Raw genomic sequence first — 14,674 nt, forward strand, 5'->3', positions numbered from 1 at the left:
GGGTCGGCGAGCCGCTCGGATGGAAGCCGACGGTGACCGCCCATCAAGGACGAACGGATCCGGCGTCTTCCCTCCTCGCGATCCGGGGATACGAGGTCCAGGCGTCGTCCCCGCAGCGCGCGGCGTGCTGAGGCCCACGGGTCACACACAGGCCCGCAGTTCCGTGAGGTCCAGCGGTGGCAGCCGTGACAGTTCGGCGTCGGCGGCGGCCATGGCGGCGGCGTAGCGGGAGGCGGCGAGGAGGGCCGTGACGGTGTCGGCGATCTCGTCGCGCGTCGCTGTGAGTTCCAGCGCGCGGCCGAGGCCGTGCCCGGCGAACGCGGTGGTGTTGCCGGGCTGGTCGGCGACGACGCCCAGGCCCAGGACGGGTGTCGTCGCCTGCACCGCGTCGAGCAGGGAGGCCCGCCCGCCGTGCGTCACGAACAGGTCCACCTGACGCAGGAGCGCGGGCTGCGGGACGTGCTCGACGACCGTGATGCGGGGGTCCGCGCTCGGCAGGTCCCGCGCGAGGTGTCCGGCGGACACGATCGCCTCGCAGCCGGTCGCGGAGAGGGCGGCCATGACCTCCCGGTACACGCTCCTCACGACGCCGCGCAGACCGGACATCGCGGTGGTCAGGGTGCCGAGGCTCACGTAGACGAGCGGGCGGGAGGAGGCGGGACGGTCCGGCCGCTCGGAGACGGTGGTCCGGAACGCCGCGACGGTGCGCCGGACCGCGCGGGCCGATGACGAAGTCGAGTGCGGACACGTGCGAAGGTATCGGCTCGGCGGTGACGGCTATCCGTAGGGCCATGGGGACTCCAAGCAGCGTTCTGCGGGCGCGCGGAATCCGGGCCCGCTTGCCGAGGTCGGCGGGTTGCGACGGGGCGTCAGGAATCGGCACCGGGTGACGGCGGCTTCCGCGACGGGGCCGCGCCCGGACCGTCCTGACGGCCCAGGACGAGGACCTGGAAGGCCGCGCCGCCGTAGGCGACCAGGAGCCGGGCGATCCTGCGGGGCGTGCTGCGCATGCTGGTGTGCCTGCTCTCGTAGGGTGCTGTCGGCTTGTCGGAGGGTGCCCGGGTCACCAGGAGACGGCGTCGTCCAGCGACTGCTGCCAGTAGCCGACCTTGAGGGAGTCGTCCACGTAGGCGCCCTCCGCGGGCAGCGACGGGTGGGCCCCGGTGCCGACGCTCTCGTTGCCGGAGGGGCCGTGGAAGTAGACGGTCAGGGAGTTCACGGTGTGGCCGTTCGAGCCGTCGGCGCCGTCGGTGGAGGACAGGTTCACGGAGGCGTAGCCGGACTCGCCGGGCTGGAGGGTGACCACGGCCTGCGGCTTCGAGTCGGTGATGACGGGGGGTACGGACTGGGCCTCACCGAAGCGGACGGCCGGGTAGCCGTAGAGGTAGCAGGTGCCGGAGCCGGTGTTGGTGACCGTGAGCAGCAGGTGGTTCACGGGGCGGTTCAGCGGGGCGGCCGTGGTCGCGGTGTTGGAGCCTTCGCAGGTGGCCGGCTCGGCGGCCGCGGGGGCGGCGGGGGTCTTCGGCGTCGGGGTGCCGGTGGCGGGCTTCGGGGCGGTGGGCCGGGGTGCGGCGACCGGCTCCTGACTGGCGGAACCGGTGGTTCCACCGGCGTCGGCGGACGGGGCCGTGGAGGTCGAGGAACCCTCCGCAGCGGCGGGCGCCGCAGCCCTGAGCGAGGGGCCGGTCGCCGTATCGATGACCCCGCTGTCGTTGCACGCGGTGAGCGAGAAGGCGGCGACCACGACGCTCGCGGCGGCGCTGACCAGACGGGTGCGGGAGGTACGGACGGACATGTGGTCGCGCCCCTTTCGGCATGGGCTCGGGTGCTGCGTCGGTCGGACGGCCGAAGCCTGCGCGACGGTCCGTCCCAGCCGCCACGTCTGGCGCCGCACCAGGGAGGGTGGGACGGCGAAGGGGGCTCTGACCAGCGGGACCGAGGCCGGCCTGGAACGCCGGAATGGGACGCGGAGGGGACGGACGAGGGGACGCCGAGGGGACGGACGGGGCGGCTGCCGGAGGGCACGGGGCCGAGGCGCCCCGCGTGTCGTCGGGCCTCGCGAGCGCATCTAGGGTGTGGGAGCCATGCGACTGGTCGAGACGGAGACAGCCCGGCAGGACTGGAAGGGCATGCTGTGCGGCTGCGGCGGTTCGGCGGAGCACCTGGCCCGGGATCTGCTGCGGCTCGCGGGCGGGGGATCCGGGGCGGAGCCGGGCCAGGTCGACCTCGAATGGCATGTCTGGTCCCCGGTCGTCCTGTGGGAGCCGGCTCCCGCGGTGGCGTCCGTTGCGCTGGCGGCACTGGCCGATGACGTCGCACCGGCGGCCCGCGCGCGCTTCCTCCAGCTCCTTCAGTGCCTGGTGGCGGGCGAGGGCACGGACGCGGAGTCCGCCCGACGAGGACTCGATCTTCCGGGGCTGTGCAGAAACGTTGCCGCGCAAGGTCTCTGGCTGCTCTACGGGGAGGTGATGGCGAATCGGTCCCTCGTCGGGGCGGGCACCGCCTTCGAGATCCTCACGGTGGTGGAGCCCGACAGGGCTCGCCTGCACCGTGTCCGGGAGCTCGCGGCCGACTGGCTGCCCGTGTGCTGCCGGACCGGCCTGTGCGATGACGACCTGTGGGCCCTCGACCGCTGACCTCGCCGGAGCCGTGGCCGCGCTGCCGTGGACGAGCCGCTCTGCCCGCTGCCGGGCTTCCGCGGCTCGTCTCCCTCCCGGAGGACGGGGTCAGGGGGCCGGTGACCGCTTGCCCGACACCCCGGCGGCGCGGTGGCACAGCTCGACGAGGGAGCCGAGGAACTGGCCGCCGTACGCGCCGGCGGCGGCGCAGGGGTCCGCGTCGGCGGCCTGGCCGCCGGACGGCCGCCCGGCCTCGGGAGCGGGCCGCGGTCGGGAGCCGGCGGCCGGGAAGCCCGGTCGCCGCCCCGGGCTCGGCGCCGGTGTGCGCCCTGGCCCGCCGTCGCCCTGGTCGGCGGCCTGGTCCTCCTGGTCGCCGGCGGGCCCGGCGTCCGGCGCGGGGACGGGCTGCGCGGTCGCGAGTTCCGACGGGGACGGCACGGGGACCGGCACCGGCGAGGCCGAGGGCGCGGAGCGCTCCAGGACCCCCACGACGGCGGGGGCGGCCGGCTGGTCGTCGGGGACCGGTCGCGGGCCCATCCCGAGGTAGGCCCGCGGGCCGGCGTCCGCCGCTCCCGAGAGCAGTGCCGTCGCGAGGACGACCGCGACGACGGTGCCGCGCCCGAACGCCCGGACCGGGGACGGGCAGCCGGGCGGCCGCCGGGCACCGGGGACCACCAGAGGGACCGCCGAGGGGGCGGCCGCCGCCGACTCCGCCCGGCGCCGGCAGACCTCCGCGTTGCGCGACGCCGCCCACTGCTCCGACGCGCCCAGCCCGGCCCACGCGGTGGCGGCCACGGCGAACAGGTCGGCCGCCCGCAGGGGGTCGCCGCCGACCGCCGCGACGTACGCCCGCACCTCCTGCGCCCGCAGCGTCTCGGGGTGCAGGGTGCCGCGCTCCAGGGCGACGTACCGGTGGAGCTCCTCGGCCAGGCGGGTCGCGAGGGCCGTGTTCCCGGCCTCCATCGCGCCCCGGATCAGGGCCACCCGGGGCGCGTAGGCGGCCGGCAGCCTCTCGGCGGCCGTCCTTGACGACGTGTCGGCCGTATCGGTCATGGGCCCCTCGCAGGTGGTTCTCCGAACGATGGATGACGTCACGTATACCGGTCGGAGCCACCCCGGGCCGGTGCCCTGTCAGCCCATCGGGTGAATCGTCACCGACCGGTCCACGGAAGTCCTCCGGCGTTCGGGCCGCTCCGGTAAGGCGCCGCCCGGCCCGGCCGCCGGTCCGCGCCCCCGTGGCGTCACCGCGCCGAAATCGCCTCTTCGAGTGATCCGGGTGACGGGCCGAGTGACCCGGCTGACGGGCCGACCGATCCTGGTGACGGGCCGACGACGGGGCTACCCGGCGCCGGTCCCGCCGTCAGGCCTGCTCCCCCGCCCGCAGCTCGGTGGCGATCTGGCGCCGGCCGGCGACCAGCGTCTCCAGCACCACCCCGAGGCCGACCAGCAGGGCCAGGCCCGCGGTGGGCAGCAGCACCGGCAGCAGCACGGGAGTGATGACGTCCCCGACCTTGGCGCCGACCAGCGTCGAGATGTCGAAGGCGCCGCCGAGCAGGGCGACCGCCGCCAGCGCGACCAGGCCGCCGCCGACGGCTGCCGCCAGGGTCTGCGGCAGCGCCTCGGTCATGATCAGCGCCAGCCCGTCCCGGGGCCGCAGGCCCATGGTGCGCAGCCGGGCGAGCACGGCCGTGCGGTCGAGGGCGGCCCGGAAGAGCGTCAGCAGGACGGCGAGCAGGGCGAATCCGGCTCCGGCGGCGGCCGCGTACCAGAACAGCCGCTCGGCGGCGTGCTGCAGCGGGTCGGCGCCGAGCGCGGCGGCGGTCTCCCGGCTGCTGTGCACCGTGTACCCGGCGGGCAGGCCGTGGGTGTCCTTGCCGGTGGCCGTGGAGCCGTCCGCGATCAGCTTGGCCAGACCGACGGGCCTGGCTCCGCCGTTGTCCCGCAGGGCCGTCCTGACCTGGTCGGGGTCGATGTCGCCGACGGCGAACCACTGGTTCACCCGCTTGGCGTCCGGCAGTCGTTCCCAGGTGGGGCCGGCGGGGACGACGACGAACGGCTTGCCCGGGTCCGGCAGCGCGGGGGTGGCGCCGACGGTGTCGGCGACGGTGAGGCGCAGGTCGTTGCCGTTGAGGGTGCGCACCCGGGACGGCCCTGCGGCCAGGTGCTGGGCCAGGTCGCGGCTGACCAGGGCGGGCACCGGGGTGTCACGGCCGCCTGGCGTCCCGGCCAGCTTCGCCGGGTCGAACTCGCCGACCCCGAGGGCCCGGGCGATCTCGGCGTACGCCGTCGGATCGGTCACCACCACCAGGTTGGCCTCGGTGTAGTCCTGGTCGCCGCCGAAGACGCGGGCCTTGGTCTCCATCCAGACCCCGGTCGAGGTCCGGACGCCCGGCAGGGCGGCCGCGGCCTTGGTGAACGGCTCGGTCAGGGTGGCGTAGTCCGGGAGGGAGACGCCGATGTCCCCGCCCGTGGTGATGCGCGCGGCGCGGGTCCGCACGTCGTCGACGGTGTCGAGCACGGTGGCGCCGAAGCCGGTCGTGGTGACGGCGATCAGCAGGGCGAGCAGCGGCAGCACGGAGGGCCTGCGGCGACCCGAGGCGTCGCGGGCGGCCCGGGAGAGGCCGAGGAAGCCGATCAGGCCGCGGCCCCGGCCGACGAGGGCGGCCAGCCGGCCGACCACCACCGGCTCGATCCTGGCCAGCAGCAGTCCGCCGGTGACGGCGAGCAGCAGCGGCGCGGCGACCAGCAGCGGGTCCACTCCGGCCCCGGGGTGGCCGACGCCCCGGCGCCGGACCTCCGCGACGGCCGCGGCGGTGACCGCCAGGACGGCGAGTTCGCCGACCAGTCGGCGTCGGCCGCTGACCGGCCGCCGGCGCACCCAGAGCAGGGCCGCGCGGACCGGGAAGCCCAGCAGGGCGATCAGGGTCGCGACCAGGGCCGCCAGCACCGCGCGGTCCCACCGGGGGGTGGGCAGCAGCACCAGGGCGAGCGTCGTGGCGAGCACGGCGGCGGGCAGGACGGTGACCGCCCCCTCGCCGATCAACCGCCGCAGCACCCCGGCGACGGATCCGCCGCGGGCCCGGAGCAGCCGGATCTCGGCGGCGCGCCGGTCGGTGGTGAGCGCGGCGGCCAGGAACAGCACCACGGTGGCGACGCCCGCGACGCCGACCGGTCCGATCACGCTGAGCGGCAGCGAGGCCCGGTAGCGCTCGTCCGCCCTGGTGAGGACGTCGCGCAGGCCGGAGACGGTGTGCAGGTCGGGGCGCCCGATCGCGTCGTGGAGAACGGTGGCGTCGTGCCCGGTCAGGAAGGAGGTGATGACGCCGCGGGTACGGTCGAGCTGGTCGGCGTGCAGCGAGGCGGGGTCGACGGGCAGCCGCCAGAAGTTCTCGGCGTTCGAACCCCAGTGGACCAACGCGGACAGGCTGCCGCCGTCGACGAACCCGCTGGTCGTCCAGTGCTCGTGCTCGGCGTCGGTGTTCAGGCAGGCGCGGGCCGGGCAGCCGAGGTCGTCCCAGAAGGGGTCCTGGGGGTCGTTGACCTCGTAGAGGCCGACCACCACGGTGGTCCGCCGGACGCCCGCGCCCTCGTCGCCGTTGTCGATGACGTCACCGAGCTTGATGCGGATGGTCTCGGCGGCCTTCTTGCTGACCACGATCGGCAGCGGATCACCGACGGCGCCGGGGGTCGGCCAGGTGCCCTCGGTGAGGGTGGCCCGGGCGGCCAGGTCGTGCAGGTAGAGCAGGCTGAGGGCCGGGTACGGCTCCTTGTCCGAGAGGTGGGCGTACCCCGGGTTGGTCATGTAGCGGTCGGCCAGGGCGCGGGCGCCGTAGGCCTGACCCGACGGGGACAGCGTCAGCCGCCCGTCGACCTGCTCGACGAGCTGGCGCTGCACCCGGTCGAGTTCGGCGATGCTGTCGTCCTCCCGCGTCTTGGAGGTGGTCCGCAGGCTGGTCGGGTTGACGCCCTTCTCGCTGACGAAGGACTGGAGCGCCGTGTCCGCGCCCCGGTCCATGACGAGGGGGAAGGCCGCCGCCAGGAAGACGGTGACGAACGCGAGGGCCGCCATGAGCAGCGCGGCCAGCGGGTTCGCCCGCAGCCTGGTACGGACCCAGCGCGCGGGGCGCCGGGCGGTGTCGGGGGTGGGCACGCGGGTGCCGGCCTGGGTGGTCACATCTCCTCCACGTGGCGCGGGCGGGCGGCCACGTCTCGACGGCGGCGTCCGATGAGGAAGGCCGACAGCAGCAGGGGCGGCCGCGATCGCGGTCGCGTGCGGCGCACTGATCACCGGCAATCGGTCGCCGGATAGCGGACGATGCTGTCAGATTCGATCGAGGAACGGAAGGGATTCGCACGAATCAACTAAGCACTGAGCGAATTCCTTGCATTGGCGGGATCCGGGTCGGCGGCAAGTCGTCGAAATGCCATGCGCACTTCACAACTCCGGCTTCTCCGCACGCCCTTGACCAGGCAACTTCTCTTTCCGGAATTCTCTACTCGAAACGGTGAACCCGCCAAGCCGCCCCAACCGTTGCCCCGGACGGAACCGCACAGCCACCGCCCGCCGGGGGCGCCGCCCTGACGGTCACCCGCCCGACGGCGGCCGTGACCGGTCCCCGGTGCAGCCCTCGCCGACGGGCCCCGGGGCGGCGACGCCGACGGGCCCACGCCCCGTGGCCGTCGGGGCGGGGCCCGGGAGATCGCCTCCGCAACCTGGCATATTCCGTCCACCGGAACGGGCTTGAAAGCACCTTCGTGCACCAGCAAAGTGGTCGCCAGTGAACCGGCACCATCGATACGAGGAGGATGCATGACGCAGACGCCCGTACCGTGGGGCATCGGCAGGATGACGCCGTACGCGGCCACCACTGCCACGCTCCCGGCGCTCACGCCCGTGATCGACCCCGAGACGCAGATCGCGGTCGTCGTGGACGAGGACGGCCGCACGGTGGAACTGGGTTCCCACGGCACCAGCACCAGTGGACTCACCCCGACCAGCACCCGTCCCGGCGACGGGGCCGCGCCGGGCGGTGCGACCGACGCCGACAGCACCGAGTCCTACGACCAGGACCAGAGCGGCAGTTGACGCCGAGACACCGTCGGCCGGTGCTGGTGCTGACCAACCCCTACGACGTCACCGCGGACGTGGTCCTGCGCGTCCTCGCGCACCGCCGCTCCCCCGTGGTCCGTCTCGACCCCGGCACCGACCTGCACACGGGCGCCTCGCTGACCGCCTCGTTCCGTACGGACGGCCGGCGGGGCACCCTGCGCACCCCGAGCCGGGAGCTCGACCTCACCGATGTGGGGGCCGTGTGGGTGCGCCGGGCCTCGCCCTACGAGGGGCCGGCCGACCTCGACGGCCAGGAACGCCGCTTCGCGGCCTCGCAGTCCGTGTGGGGCGCGGGCGGCATCCTCGCCTCCCTCCCCGGAGCGCACTACGTCAACCACCCGTGGGCGAACCGCGCCGCCGAACACAAACCCGCACAACTCGCCGCCGCGCAGCGCTCCGGATTCGCCGTCCCGGACACCCTCATCACCAACGACCCGCAGGAGGCACGGGACTTCGTGGCCCTCCAGCGGGCCGGAGCGGTCTACAAGCCCGTGTGGAACACCCCGTACTCCGTCGACGGCGAACCGCGGGCCGTGTGGGTGCGGGACGTCCGGGCGCAGGAGATCACGGACGCGGTCCGGGCCTGCCCGCACCTGTTCCAGGCCCGGGTCCCCAAGGCGTACGACGCCCGGGTGACCGCCGTCGGCGACCGGCTGTTCGGCGTGCGGATCGACAGCCCGGACCTCGACTGGCGCCACCGGCAGGACCTGATGACCTGCACGCCGATCGCCGTACCCGAACCGGTCGCGCGGTCCGTGGCCGACTACCTCGGCCGCTTCCGGCTGGTGTTCGGCGCGTTCGACTTCGCCGTCACGCCGGACGGCACCTGGTCGTTCCTCGAATGCAACCCCAACGGCCAGTGGGCCTGGCAACCGCCCGAGACCACCGACCGCATCGCACACGCACTCGCTGACGAGCTGCAGAGAGGCCCCGACGCATGAGCACGTCCGAAGAGCTGCGCGCCGCCCTGACGGCCGACCTCGCCGAGAACGGCGCGCTGTCCGACCCGGCATGGATCAAGGCGGCCGAAGCGGTCCCCCGCGAAGCCTTCGCCGGGGCGTACTTCCTCCCGGTCGAGGGCAGCGACCCGACCGCCTACCGGCCGGTCCGGCAGGGCGACCCCGGCTGGCTGGAGGGGATCTACACCGATCGGACGCTCATCACCCAACTCGACGGCCACACCGGCGCGGACGAGGCGGACGGACAACCCGTGGTCGGCGCCCCGTCGTCCTCCTCCACCCTGCCGTCCCTCGTCCTCGGGATGTGGCAGCAACTCGGCACGGACACCGGACACCGCGTCCTCGAAATCGGCACCGGCACCGGCTACTCGACCGCCCTCGGCGCCCACCGGCTCGGGGACGGGAACCTCACCAGCATCGAGTACGACCCACGGGTCGCCGAACGCGCCGCCGCCGCACTCCGGGCCTCCGGCTACCGGCCCCGCCTCCTCGTCGGCGACGGACTGCGCGGAGACCCCGGCGGCGGCGCCTACGACCGGCTGATCGCCACCTGCTCGGTCCGCTACCTGCCGATGCCCTGGCTGCACCAGGTGAAGCCGGGCGGCCGCATCCTGGTCACCCTGTCCGGCTGGAGCTACGCCTCCGGCCTGGCCGAGCTCACCGTGACCGGCCCCGGCGAAGCCACCGGCCGGTTCCTGCCCGGCTACACCAGCTTCATGATCGCCCGCCCGCACGACCGCCCGCCCCGCTCGACCCTCGCCATGCTGCCCGGCGACGAACGGCCCAGCCTGATCGACCCGGCCGTCGTCGACACCTGGACCGGCAGCTGGGTCGCCCAGCTCGCCGCCCCCTCCGCCGAACGCATGGGCAACGGCGCGACCCAGATCCTCTCCGACGTCGCCACCGGCTCCCAGGCCCGCACCGCACCCCGCCCCGACGGGGGATGGACCGTCACCCAACGGGGCCCGCTGCGGCTGTGGGACCGCGTCGAAGAGGCCGTCCAGCTCTGGCAGCGGGCCGGCGAGCCGCACCAGGAAGGCTTCGGGATCACCGTCTCGGCAGCCGGACAACGGGTGTGGATCGGTACGGAGGACGGCCCGGGCTGGAACCTGCCGATCTGAGCGGTTGCACTGGTGGAGGGCAGTGCCCTACCAGAGTCCGGCGGCCAGCCAGACGGTCACGGCCGCGGTGGTGACGAGCCCGAGGTTGAGTGCGATCCGGCGGTCGCCGCCGGTCAGGTGGACGGCGACCGCACCGGCCTGGAGCAGCACGAGGCCGACGGCCGCCGCCAATGCCAGCGGGGGCGCGACGCCCGTCAGCGGCGGCAGGACCAGGCCGATCGCGCCGAGCACTTCGACCGTCCCCAATGCCCTGAGGGCGGGCAGGGGTACGCGGTCCGCCCAGGCCATCATCGGCCGGATCTGACCGGGGCTGCGGGTCGCCTTCAGCGTGCCCGCGTAGGCGTAGAAGAGAGCGAGCGGTGCCGCGAGGATCCAGTAGGCGATGTTCATGGTTTCCGTTCGGTGTTCCTGTTCACGTGTCACCGGTCTACGGGGACCGGTCGACTGCTTCAGGCGAGGTCGGTGGCGGGCTCGGTCGCGTAGCGGCTCATCGCGTCGGCATTGGCCTGCGGCGTCAGCGGCCGCCCGTCGGCGAGCACCTGCTGGAGGTCCCGGAAGTACTGCACGTACAGGTCGGGGGTGAACGTGCTGAGCATGGTGGCGGGTTGGTCGGTCGGGTTGGCGAAGGTGTGCGGGGTACCGGGCGGGACCATCACGAGCGTCCCCGCGGTGGCGTCGTGGTCCTCGTCCCCGACGGTGAACCGCACGGTGCCGGAGAGGATGTAGAAGCCCTCGTCGTGCCGGGCGTGGCGGTGCTGCGGCGGCCCCTGGGTGTGCGGGGCGAGGACGGACTCGGCGATCGCGAGGCGGTGCCCGGTGTGGCTGCCGTCCTCCAGGACGCGCATGCGCGTGGTGCCCAGGACGATCGTCTCGCCGCCGCCGGGGCCCACCACCGAGAGGGCGGGGCCGACCTGCGGTCCGTTGCTCCGTGTTTCCTCGGTCCTGGTTCCTTCGGCCATGGCTTCTTCGGTCCTGGCTTCTTCGGGCGTGGTCTCTTCGGGCGTGGTCTCTTCGCTCATGTCCACCAGTGCACCGCCGGGGCCTCACGGGTGTCCAAGACCCGTCCTGCGGTATCGATACCCGGCGGGTATCGTTCCAGCGTGGAGCTTCGTACCTTGCGGTATTTCGTGGCGGTCGCCGAGGAACTCCACTTCGGCCGGGCCGCCACCCGACTGCACATGACCCAGCCGCCGCTCAGCCGGGCGATCCAGCAGCTGGAGGCCGAGGTGGGGGCTCTGCTGTTCGACCGCTCGCCCGCCGGCGTCTCGCTCACCCCGGTGGGCACGGTGCTGCTCGACGAGGCACGGGCCCTGCTCGACCACGCCGACCGCGTCCGTGCCCGCGTGAGCTCGGCAGCCGGCGCCGCGACCATCACCGTCGGCATCCTCGGCAACCTCACCGACCCCGGCGTGACCAGGCTGGCGGCCGCCTACCGACGACGCCACCCCGGCATCGACATCCGCATCCGCGACACCGATCTGACCGACCCCACCTGCGGGCTGCGCGCCGCACTCGTCGACGTCGCCCTCACCCGGGCACCGTTCGACGAGACCGCCCTGACGGTGCGCACACTGCGCAGCGACCCGGTCGGCGTGGTCCTGCGCGCCGACGATCCGCTGGCCGGCCGCGGCCGACTCCGGCTCGCCGAGCTGGACGACCGCCGCTGGTTCCAGTTCCCCCAGGGCACCGACCCCGTCTGGCAGTCGTACTGGAACGGCGGCAGGCCGCGCGAGGGCGCCGTGGTGCGCACCGTCCAGGAATGCCAGCAGGCCGTCCTGTGGAACGGCAGCGTCGGCTTGGCCCCGCTCGGACACGACCTGCCCGCGGAGTTGGCCGTGGTACCGCTGACCGACATGGCGCCGAGCCGCGTGGTGGCGGCGTGGAACGAGGGCGACGCCAACCCGTTGATCCGGTCCTTCGTCGAGATCGCGACGGCCGCGTACCGCCGCTGAGCACCGGCAACCGGTACGACCGGTGCCACCGCCCTCGCTCGGGCGCGGGCGAACGCCTTCGCCCGCAACACCTTGAACGGCTGCCGTGGTACGGCATGCGCAGTACGCCCGCTGCCCGGTTGCCCGCCGTACGGCCGGGAATCGCGGGCTCGTGTCACCCGCGGAGGTGATGCGTTGCTACGCCGCGGAGATGACGGTGTCTCAGTCTTCACGGCGAGGTCGGATCGGAGTTCGCGACCTACCGTTTCTCACATGACCAGACTCCGTCGCACCGCCGTGGCCGCCGTGCTCGCCCTCGTCCTGCCGTTGCCGATCGCCGGGGCGAGTTCGGCGCTCGCGGCCACCGCCACCGCTCCCGCCGCCGCCTCGGCGGAGGTGTCCGCCGCAGAGCTCGACCTGCCCCGGCCGACGGGGTCGCAGGCCGTCGGCCGCAGCACGCTGCACCTCGTCGACCGGGACCGCCCGGACCCGTGGGTGCCGGCCGCGGGGGCGCGGCAGTTGATGGTGTCGATGTACTACCCGGCCCGTCCCGGGACGGGCGGTCCGGCGACCCCGTACCTGACCGCCGAGGAGGCCCGGCTGCTGCTGGACTTCCAGGTGCCGGGCGGCACCATACCGCCCGAGGCGGCCACCGGCCTCCACCCGTGGGCCCGCACCGACGCGCGCCCGGCGCCGGGCAGGTACCCGCTCGTCGTCCTCTCCCCCGGGTTCACGCTCCCCCGCGGCACCCTCACCGGCCTCGCCGAGGACCTGGCCAGCCGGGGGTACGTCGTCGCCGCCGTCGACCACACCTACGAGACCTCCGGCACCACCTTCCCGGACGGGCGCACCCTGACCTGCGCCGTCTGCCAGGACCTGAACGACGACAAGATCGCGGCCGTCCCCCCGAGCCGGGCCAAGGACATCTCCTTCGTCCTCGACCAGCTGACCGGCCCCCGCCCCGCCTGGCCGCACGCCCGCATGATCGACCGGGACCGGATCGGCATGGCCGGGCACTCCATCGGCGGCAACTCCGCGGCCAGCACGATGGCCGCCGACCAGCGGATCCGCGCCGGCGTCAACATGGACGGCAAGTTCTTCGACCCGTTCCCCACCGGCGGCCTGGGCGGACGGCCCTTCCTGCTTCTCGGCACCCAGTCCGTCCACAACCCCTCGGGCTGGGACACCACCTGGAACGAGGCCTGGGCCCGCACGGACGGCTGGAAGCGCTGGCTGTCCGTGACCGGCTCCGACCACGGCAGCTTCACCGACGCACCACTCATCGGCGCCCGCGCGGGCCTGCCCGACCCCGAGGCCACGCTCGCCCCACTGCGCGCCGTGAAGATCACCCGGTCCTACGTCGGCGCCTTCTTCGACCTGCAACTGAAGGGCATCCCCCAGCGGCTGCTCGACCGCCCGTCGGCGGCGTACCCGGAGGTCCTCTTCCAGCAGCCCCTCCACTGAGCCCGGCGGCCCCTCCGCCGATGCGAAATCCCTTTGCCCGGCCGCCTCGCGTGGTTCGACACTGAGCCCATGCTCGGATTCGTCAGGACCGACAACGAAGCCCTCGTCTCGTGCCTGGGCGACCCGCAACGTGCCGTAGCGGCCTACCGGGAGCTGCTGCGGCGCACGGAGGACGCGCTCGGTGCCATCCGCGCCGGCCTGTCCCACGAGAGCGCAGCCGTACGGGAAGGCTGCTGCCGGCTTCTGGACCACCTGGTCGATACCGAGTCCATGGGCGAGCTCATCACCATGGCCGACGATCCCGACGCCCGGGTCAGGATCGCCGCGTTCCACGCCCTGGCGTGCGACCGGTGCAAGGGGGACACGTGCGCACCGGGCGCGGACCGGGTCCTCGAACCAGCGCTGCGGCACCTGGCCTCCGACCCCGACCCGCGGGCCAGGGCGATGGCCGCCGAGCTCGTCGGCAAGTTCGCCCACACCGATGCCCGAGCCGTCGCCGCCTTGCGCACGGCCTCCGCGCAGGACCCGAGCCCGGCCGTCCGGAAGAAGGCAGGATGGTTCATCCCCGGAGGGGCCGTCTACGAACGGACCGCCCCTCACCCGCCCAGGTGACGGGACAGCCCTTACGTCCCCGAAGGGGGCCCGGTCCCGGTCACGCCGGTGGGATCGGGCCGAGGTAGGTGCCGCCGGAGGCGTCGATGGCCTGGCCGGTCACCCAGCGGCCCTGCGGGCCGGCGAGGAAGCCCACGACGTCCGCGACGTCCTCCGGCAGGCCGATCCGGCCCAGGGCGGTGATGGACTCCAGTCCGGCCATCGCCTCCGGGGCGCTCGTCCACGCGGAGGTCATGTCGGTGAGGATCACGCCGGGGTTGACGGTGTTCACGGTGATCCCGCGCCGGCCGAGCTCGTTGGCGAGGGGCGCGGCGAGGGCCACCAGCGCCGTCTTGCTGACGCTGTAGCCGATCTGGAGGGGCGAGCCGATCCGGGCAGCGGCCGAGGCCACGTTCACGATCCGCCCGCCGTCCCGGAGCAGCGGCAGGGCCCGCTGGATCACGAAGACCGGCGTGCGGACGTTGATCGCCATCACCCGGTCGAACTCCTCCTCGGTGATCTGTCCGATCGAACCGGCCAGGTGGATGCCCGCGTTGTTCACCAGGACGTCCAGGCCGTCCTCGCCGTGCTCCGCCAGCCCGGCCGTGAGGCCCTCGAACAGTTCGTCCAGCGCACCACTGGTACCGAACCGGGCCCGCACCGCGAACGCCCGGCCGCCGGACTTGGCGATCAGCTCCACGGTCTCCGCGGCGGCCTCCTCGTTGCCGCCGTAGTGCACCGCGACCAGCGCCCCGTCGGCGGCGAGCCGCAGCGCGACCGCCCGCCCGATCCCGCGCGACCCGCCCGTCACCAGTGCCGTCCTGCCGTCCGGTTCGCCCATGGCCGCCGCTCCTTCGTACCGCCCCGGCCGAGTCCGGGG

At 74.1% G+C, this 14,674-nt stretch carries 15 protein-coding genes; 7 read left to right on the forward strand and 8 right to left on the reverse strand.

The window, feature by feature from the left end; genetic code table 11:
- Nucleotides 1-141: 141 nt before the first annotated feature.
- The 3 genes from ACWDD9_RS06235 to ACWDD9_RS06245 form a co-directional block, all read right to left on the reverse strand.
- Nucleotides 142-633, reverse strand: a complete 492-nt coding sequence (locus tag ACWDD9_RS06235; RefSeq protein WP_449810925.1) for a glycosyltransferase — start codon at nucleotides 631-633, stop codon at nucleotides 142-144.
- 236 nt (nucleotides 634-869) lie between these two features.
- The gene (locus ACWDD9_RS06240; RefSeq protein WP_449810926.1) at nucleotides 870-1,010 is read right to left on the reverse strand and encodes a hypothetical protein; all 141 of its coding nucleotides are present in this window, start codon (nucleotides 1,008-1,010) and stop codon (nucleotides 870-872) included.
- 53 nt (nucleotides 1,011-1,063) lie between these two features.
- Nucleotides 1,064-1,795 carry a DUF4232 domain-containing protein gene (locus ACWDD9_RS06245; protein ID WP_449810927.1) on the reverse strand — a complete coding sequence of 244 codons (732 nt, stop codon included), beginning with the start codon at nucleotides 1,793-1,795 and terminating at the stop codon, nucleotides 1,064-1,066.
- A gap of 289 nt (nucleotides 1,796-2,084) precedes the next feature.
- Here ACWDD9_RS06245 and ACWDD9_RS06250 point away from each other — a divergent pair, with 289 nt between their 5' ends.
- Nucleotides 2,085-2,636 (forward strand): hypothetical protein, encoded by a 552-nt coding sequence (locus tag ACWDD9_RS06250; protein ID WP_449810928.1) that lies wholly within the window; start codon nucleotides 2,085-2,087, stop codon nucleotides 2,634-2,636.
- Between the two features lie 90 nt (nucleotides 2,637-2,726).
- Here the strand turns inward: ACWDD9_RS06250 and ACWDD9_RS06255 are convergent, their stop codons facing one another.
- Together ACWDD9_RS06255 and ACWDD9_RS06260 are read right to left on the reverse strand one after the other, a co-directional pair.
- The gene (locus tag ACWDD9_RS06255) at nucleotides 2,727-3,671 is read right to left on the reverse strand and encodes a hypothetical protein (RefSeq protein ID WP_449810929.1); all 945 of its coding nucleotides are present in this window, start codon (nucleotides 3,669-3,671) and stop codon (nucleotides 2,727-2,729) included.
- Between the two features lie 307 nt (nucleotides 3,672-3,978).
- Entirely contained in the window at nucleotides 3,979-6,792 is a 2,814-nt protein-coding gene (locus tag ACWDD9_RS06260) for a hypothetical protein (RefSeq protein WP_449810930.1), read from the reverse strand.
- Between the two features lie 636 nt (nucleotides 6,793-7,428).
- Here ACWDD9_RS06260 and tgmA point away from each other — a divergent pair.
- Genes tgmA through tgmC form a run of 3 tightly spaced genes read left to right on the forward strand, consistent with a single transcriptional unit; the run spans nucleotide 7,429 to nucleotide 9,808 of the window.
- Nucleotides 7,429-7,704 (forward strand): putative ATP-grasp-modified RiPP, encoded by a 276-nt coding sequence (tgmA, locus tag ACWDD9_RS06265; RefSeq protein WP_049649147.1) that lies wholly within the window; start codon nucleotides 7,429-7,431, stop codon nucleotides 7,702-7,704.
- A gap of 20 nt (nucleotides 7,705-7,724) precedes the next feature.
- Nucleotides 7,725-8,669, forward strand: a complete 945-nt coding sequence (gene tgmB, locus ACWDD9_RS06270) for an ATP-grasp ribosomal peptide maturase (protein ID WP_449810931.1) — start codon at nucleotides 7,725-7,727, stop codon at nucleotides 8,667-8,669.
- A complete protein-coding gene (tgmC, locus tag ACWDD9_RS06275) occupies nucleotides 8,666-9,808 on the forward strand; it encodes an ATP-grasp peptide maturase system methyltransferase (RefSeq protein WP_449810932.1) in 1,143 nt (380 codons plus the stop codon). The genes tgmB and tgmC overlap by 4 nt, the downstream gene beginning before the upstream one ends.
- A 27-nt stretch (nucleotides 9,809-9,835) precedes the next feature.
- Here tgmC and ACWDD9_RS06280 read toward each other — a convergent pair whose 3' ends face one another.
- The gene (locus ACWDD9_RS06280) at nucleotides 9,836-10,198 is read right to left on the reverse strand and encodes a DoxX family protein (protein WP_449810933.1); all 363 of its coding nucleotides are present in this window, start codon (nucleotides 10,196-10,198) and stop codon (nucleotides 9,836-9,838) included.
- A 59-nt stretch (nucleotides 10,199-10,257) separates the two neighbouring features.
- Nucleotides 10,258-10,767, reverse strand: coding sequence for a cupin domain-containing protein (locus tag ACWDD9_RS06285; protein ID WP_388045292.1), 510 nt, complete (start codon nucleotides 10,765-10,767; stop codon nucleotides 10,258-10,260).
- 141 nt (nucleotides 10,768-10,908) lie between these two features.
- Here ACWDD9_RS06285 and ACWDD9_RS06290 point away from each other — a divergent pair, with 141 nt between their 5' ends.
- From ACWDD9_RS06290 to ACWDD9_RS06300, 3 genes are all read left to right on the forward strand, one after another.
- Nucleotides 10,909-11,760: a LysR family transcriptional regulator gene (locus tag ACWDD9_RS06290; protein ID WP_449810934.1), complete on the forward strand. Its 852-nt coding sequence runs from the start codon at nucleotides 10,909-10,911 to the stop codon at nucleotides 11,758-11,760.
- A gap of 252 nt (nucleotides 11,761-12,012) precedes the next feature.
- On the forward strand, nucleotides 12,013-13,203 hold the full coding sequence (locus ACWDD9_RS06295; protein ID WP_449810935.1) for an alpha/beta hydrolase family protein: 1,191 nt from the start codon (nucleotides 12,013-12,015) through the stop codon (nucleotides 13,201-13,203).
- A gap of 69 nt (nucleotides 13,204-13,272) precedes the next feature.
- Complete coding sequence (locus ACWDD9_RS06300; RefSeq protein WP_117491220.1) at nucleotides 13,273-13,815, forward strand: HEAT repeat domain-containing protein; 543 nt, start codon at nucleotides 13,273-13,275, stop codon at nucleotides 13,813-13,815.
- Nucleotides 13,816-13,855: 40 nt separating this feature from the next.
- Here ACWDD9_RS06300 and ACWDD9_RS06305 read toward each other — a convergent pair whose 3' ends face one another.
- The gene (locus ACWDD9_RS06305) at nucleotides 13,856-14,635 is read right to left on the reverse strand and encodes an SDR family NAD(P)-dependent oxidoreductase (protein ID WP_117485803.1); all 780 of its coding nucleotides are present in this window, start codon (nucleotides 14,633-14,635) and stop codon (nucleotides 13,856-13,858) included.
- Nucleotides 14,636-14,674 lie beyond the last annotated feature (39 nt).

Source organism: Kitasatospora sp. NPDC001119 (assembly GCF_053598475.1).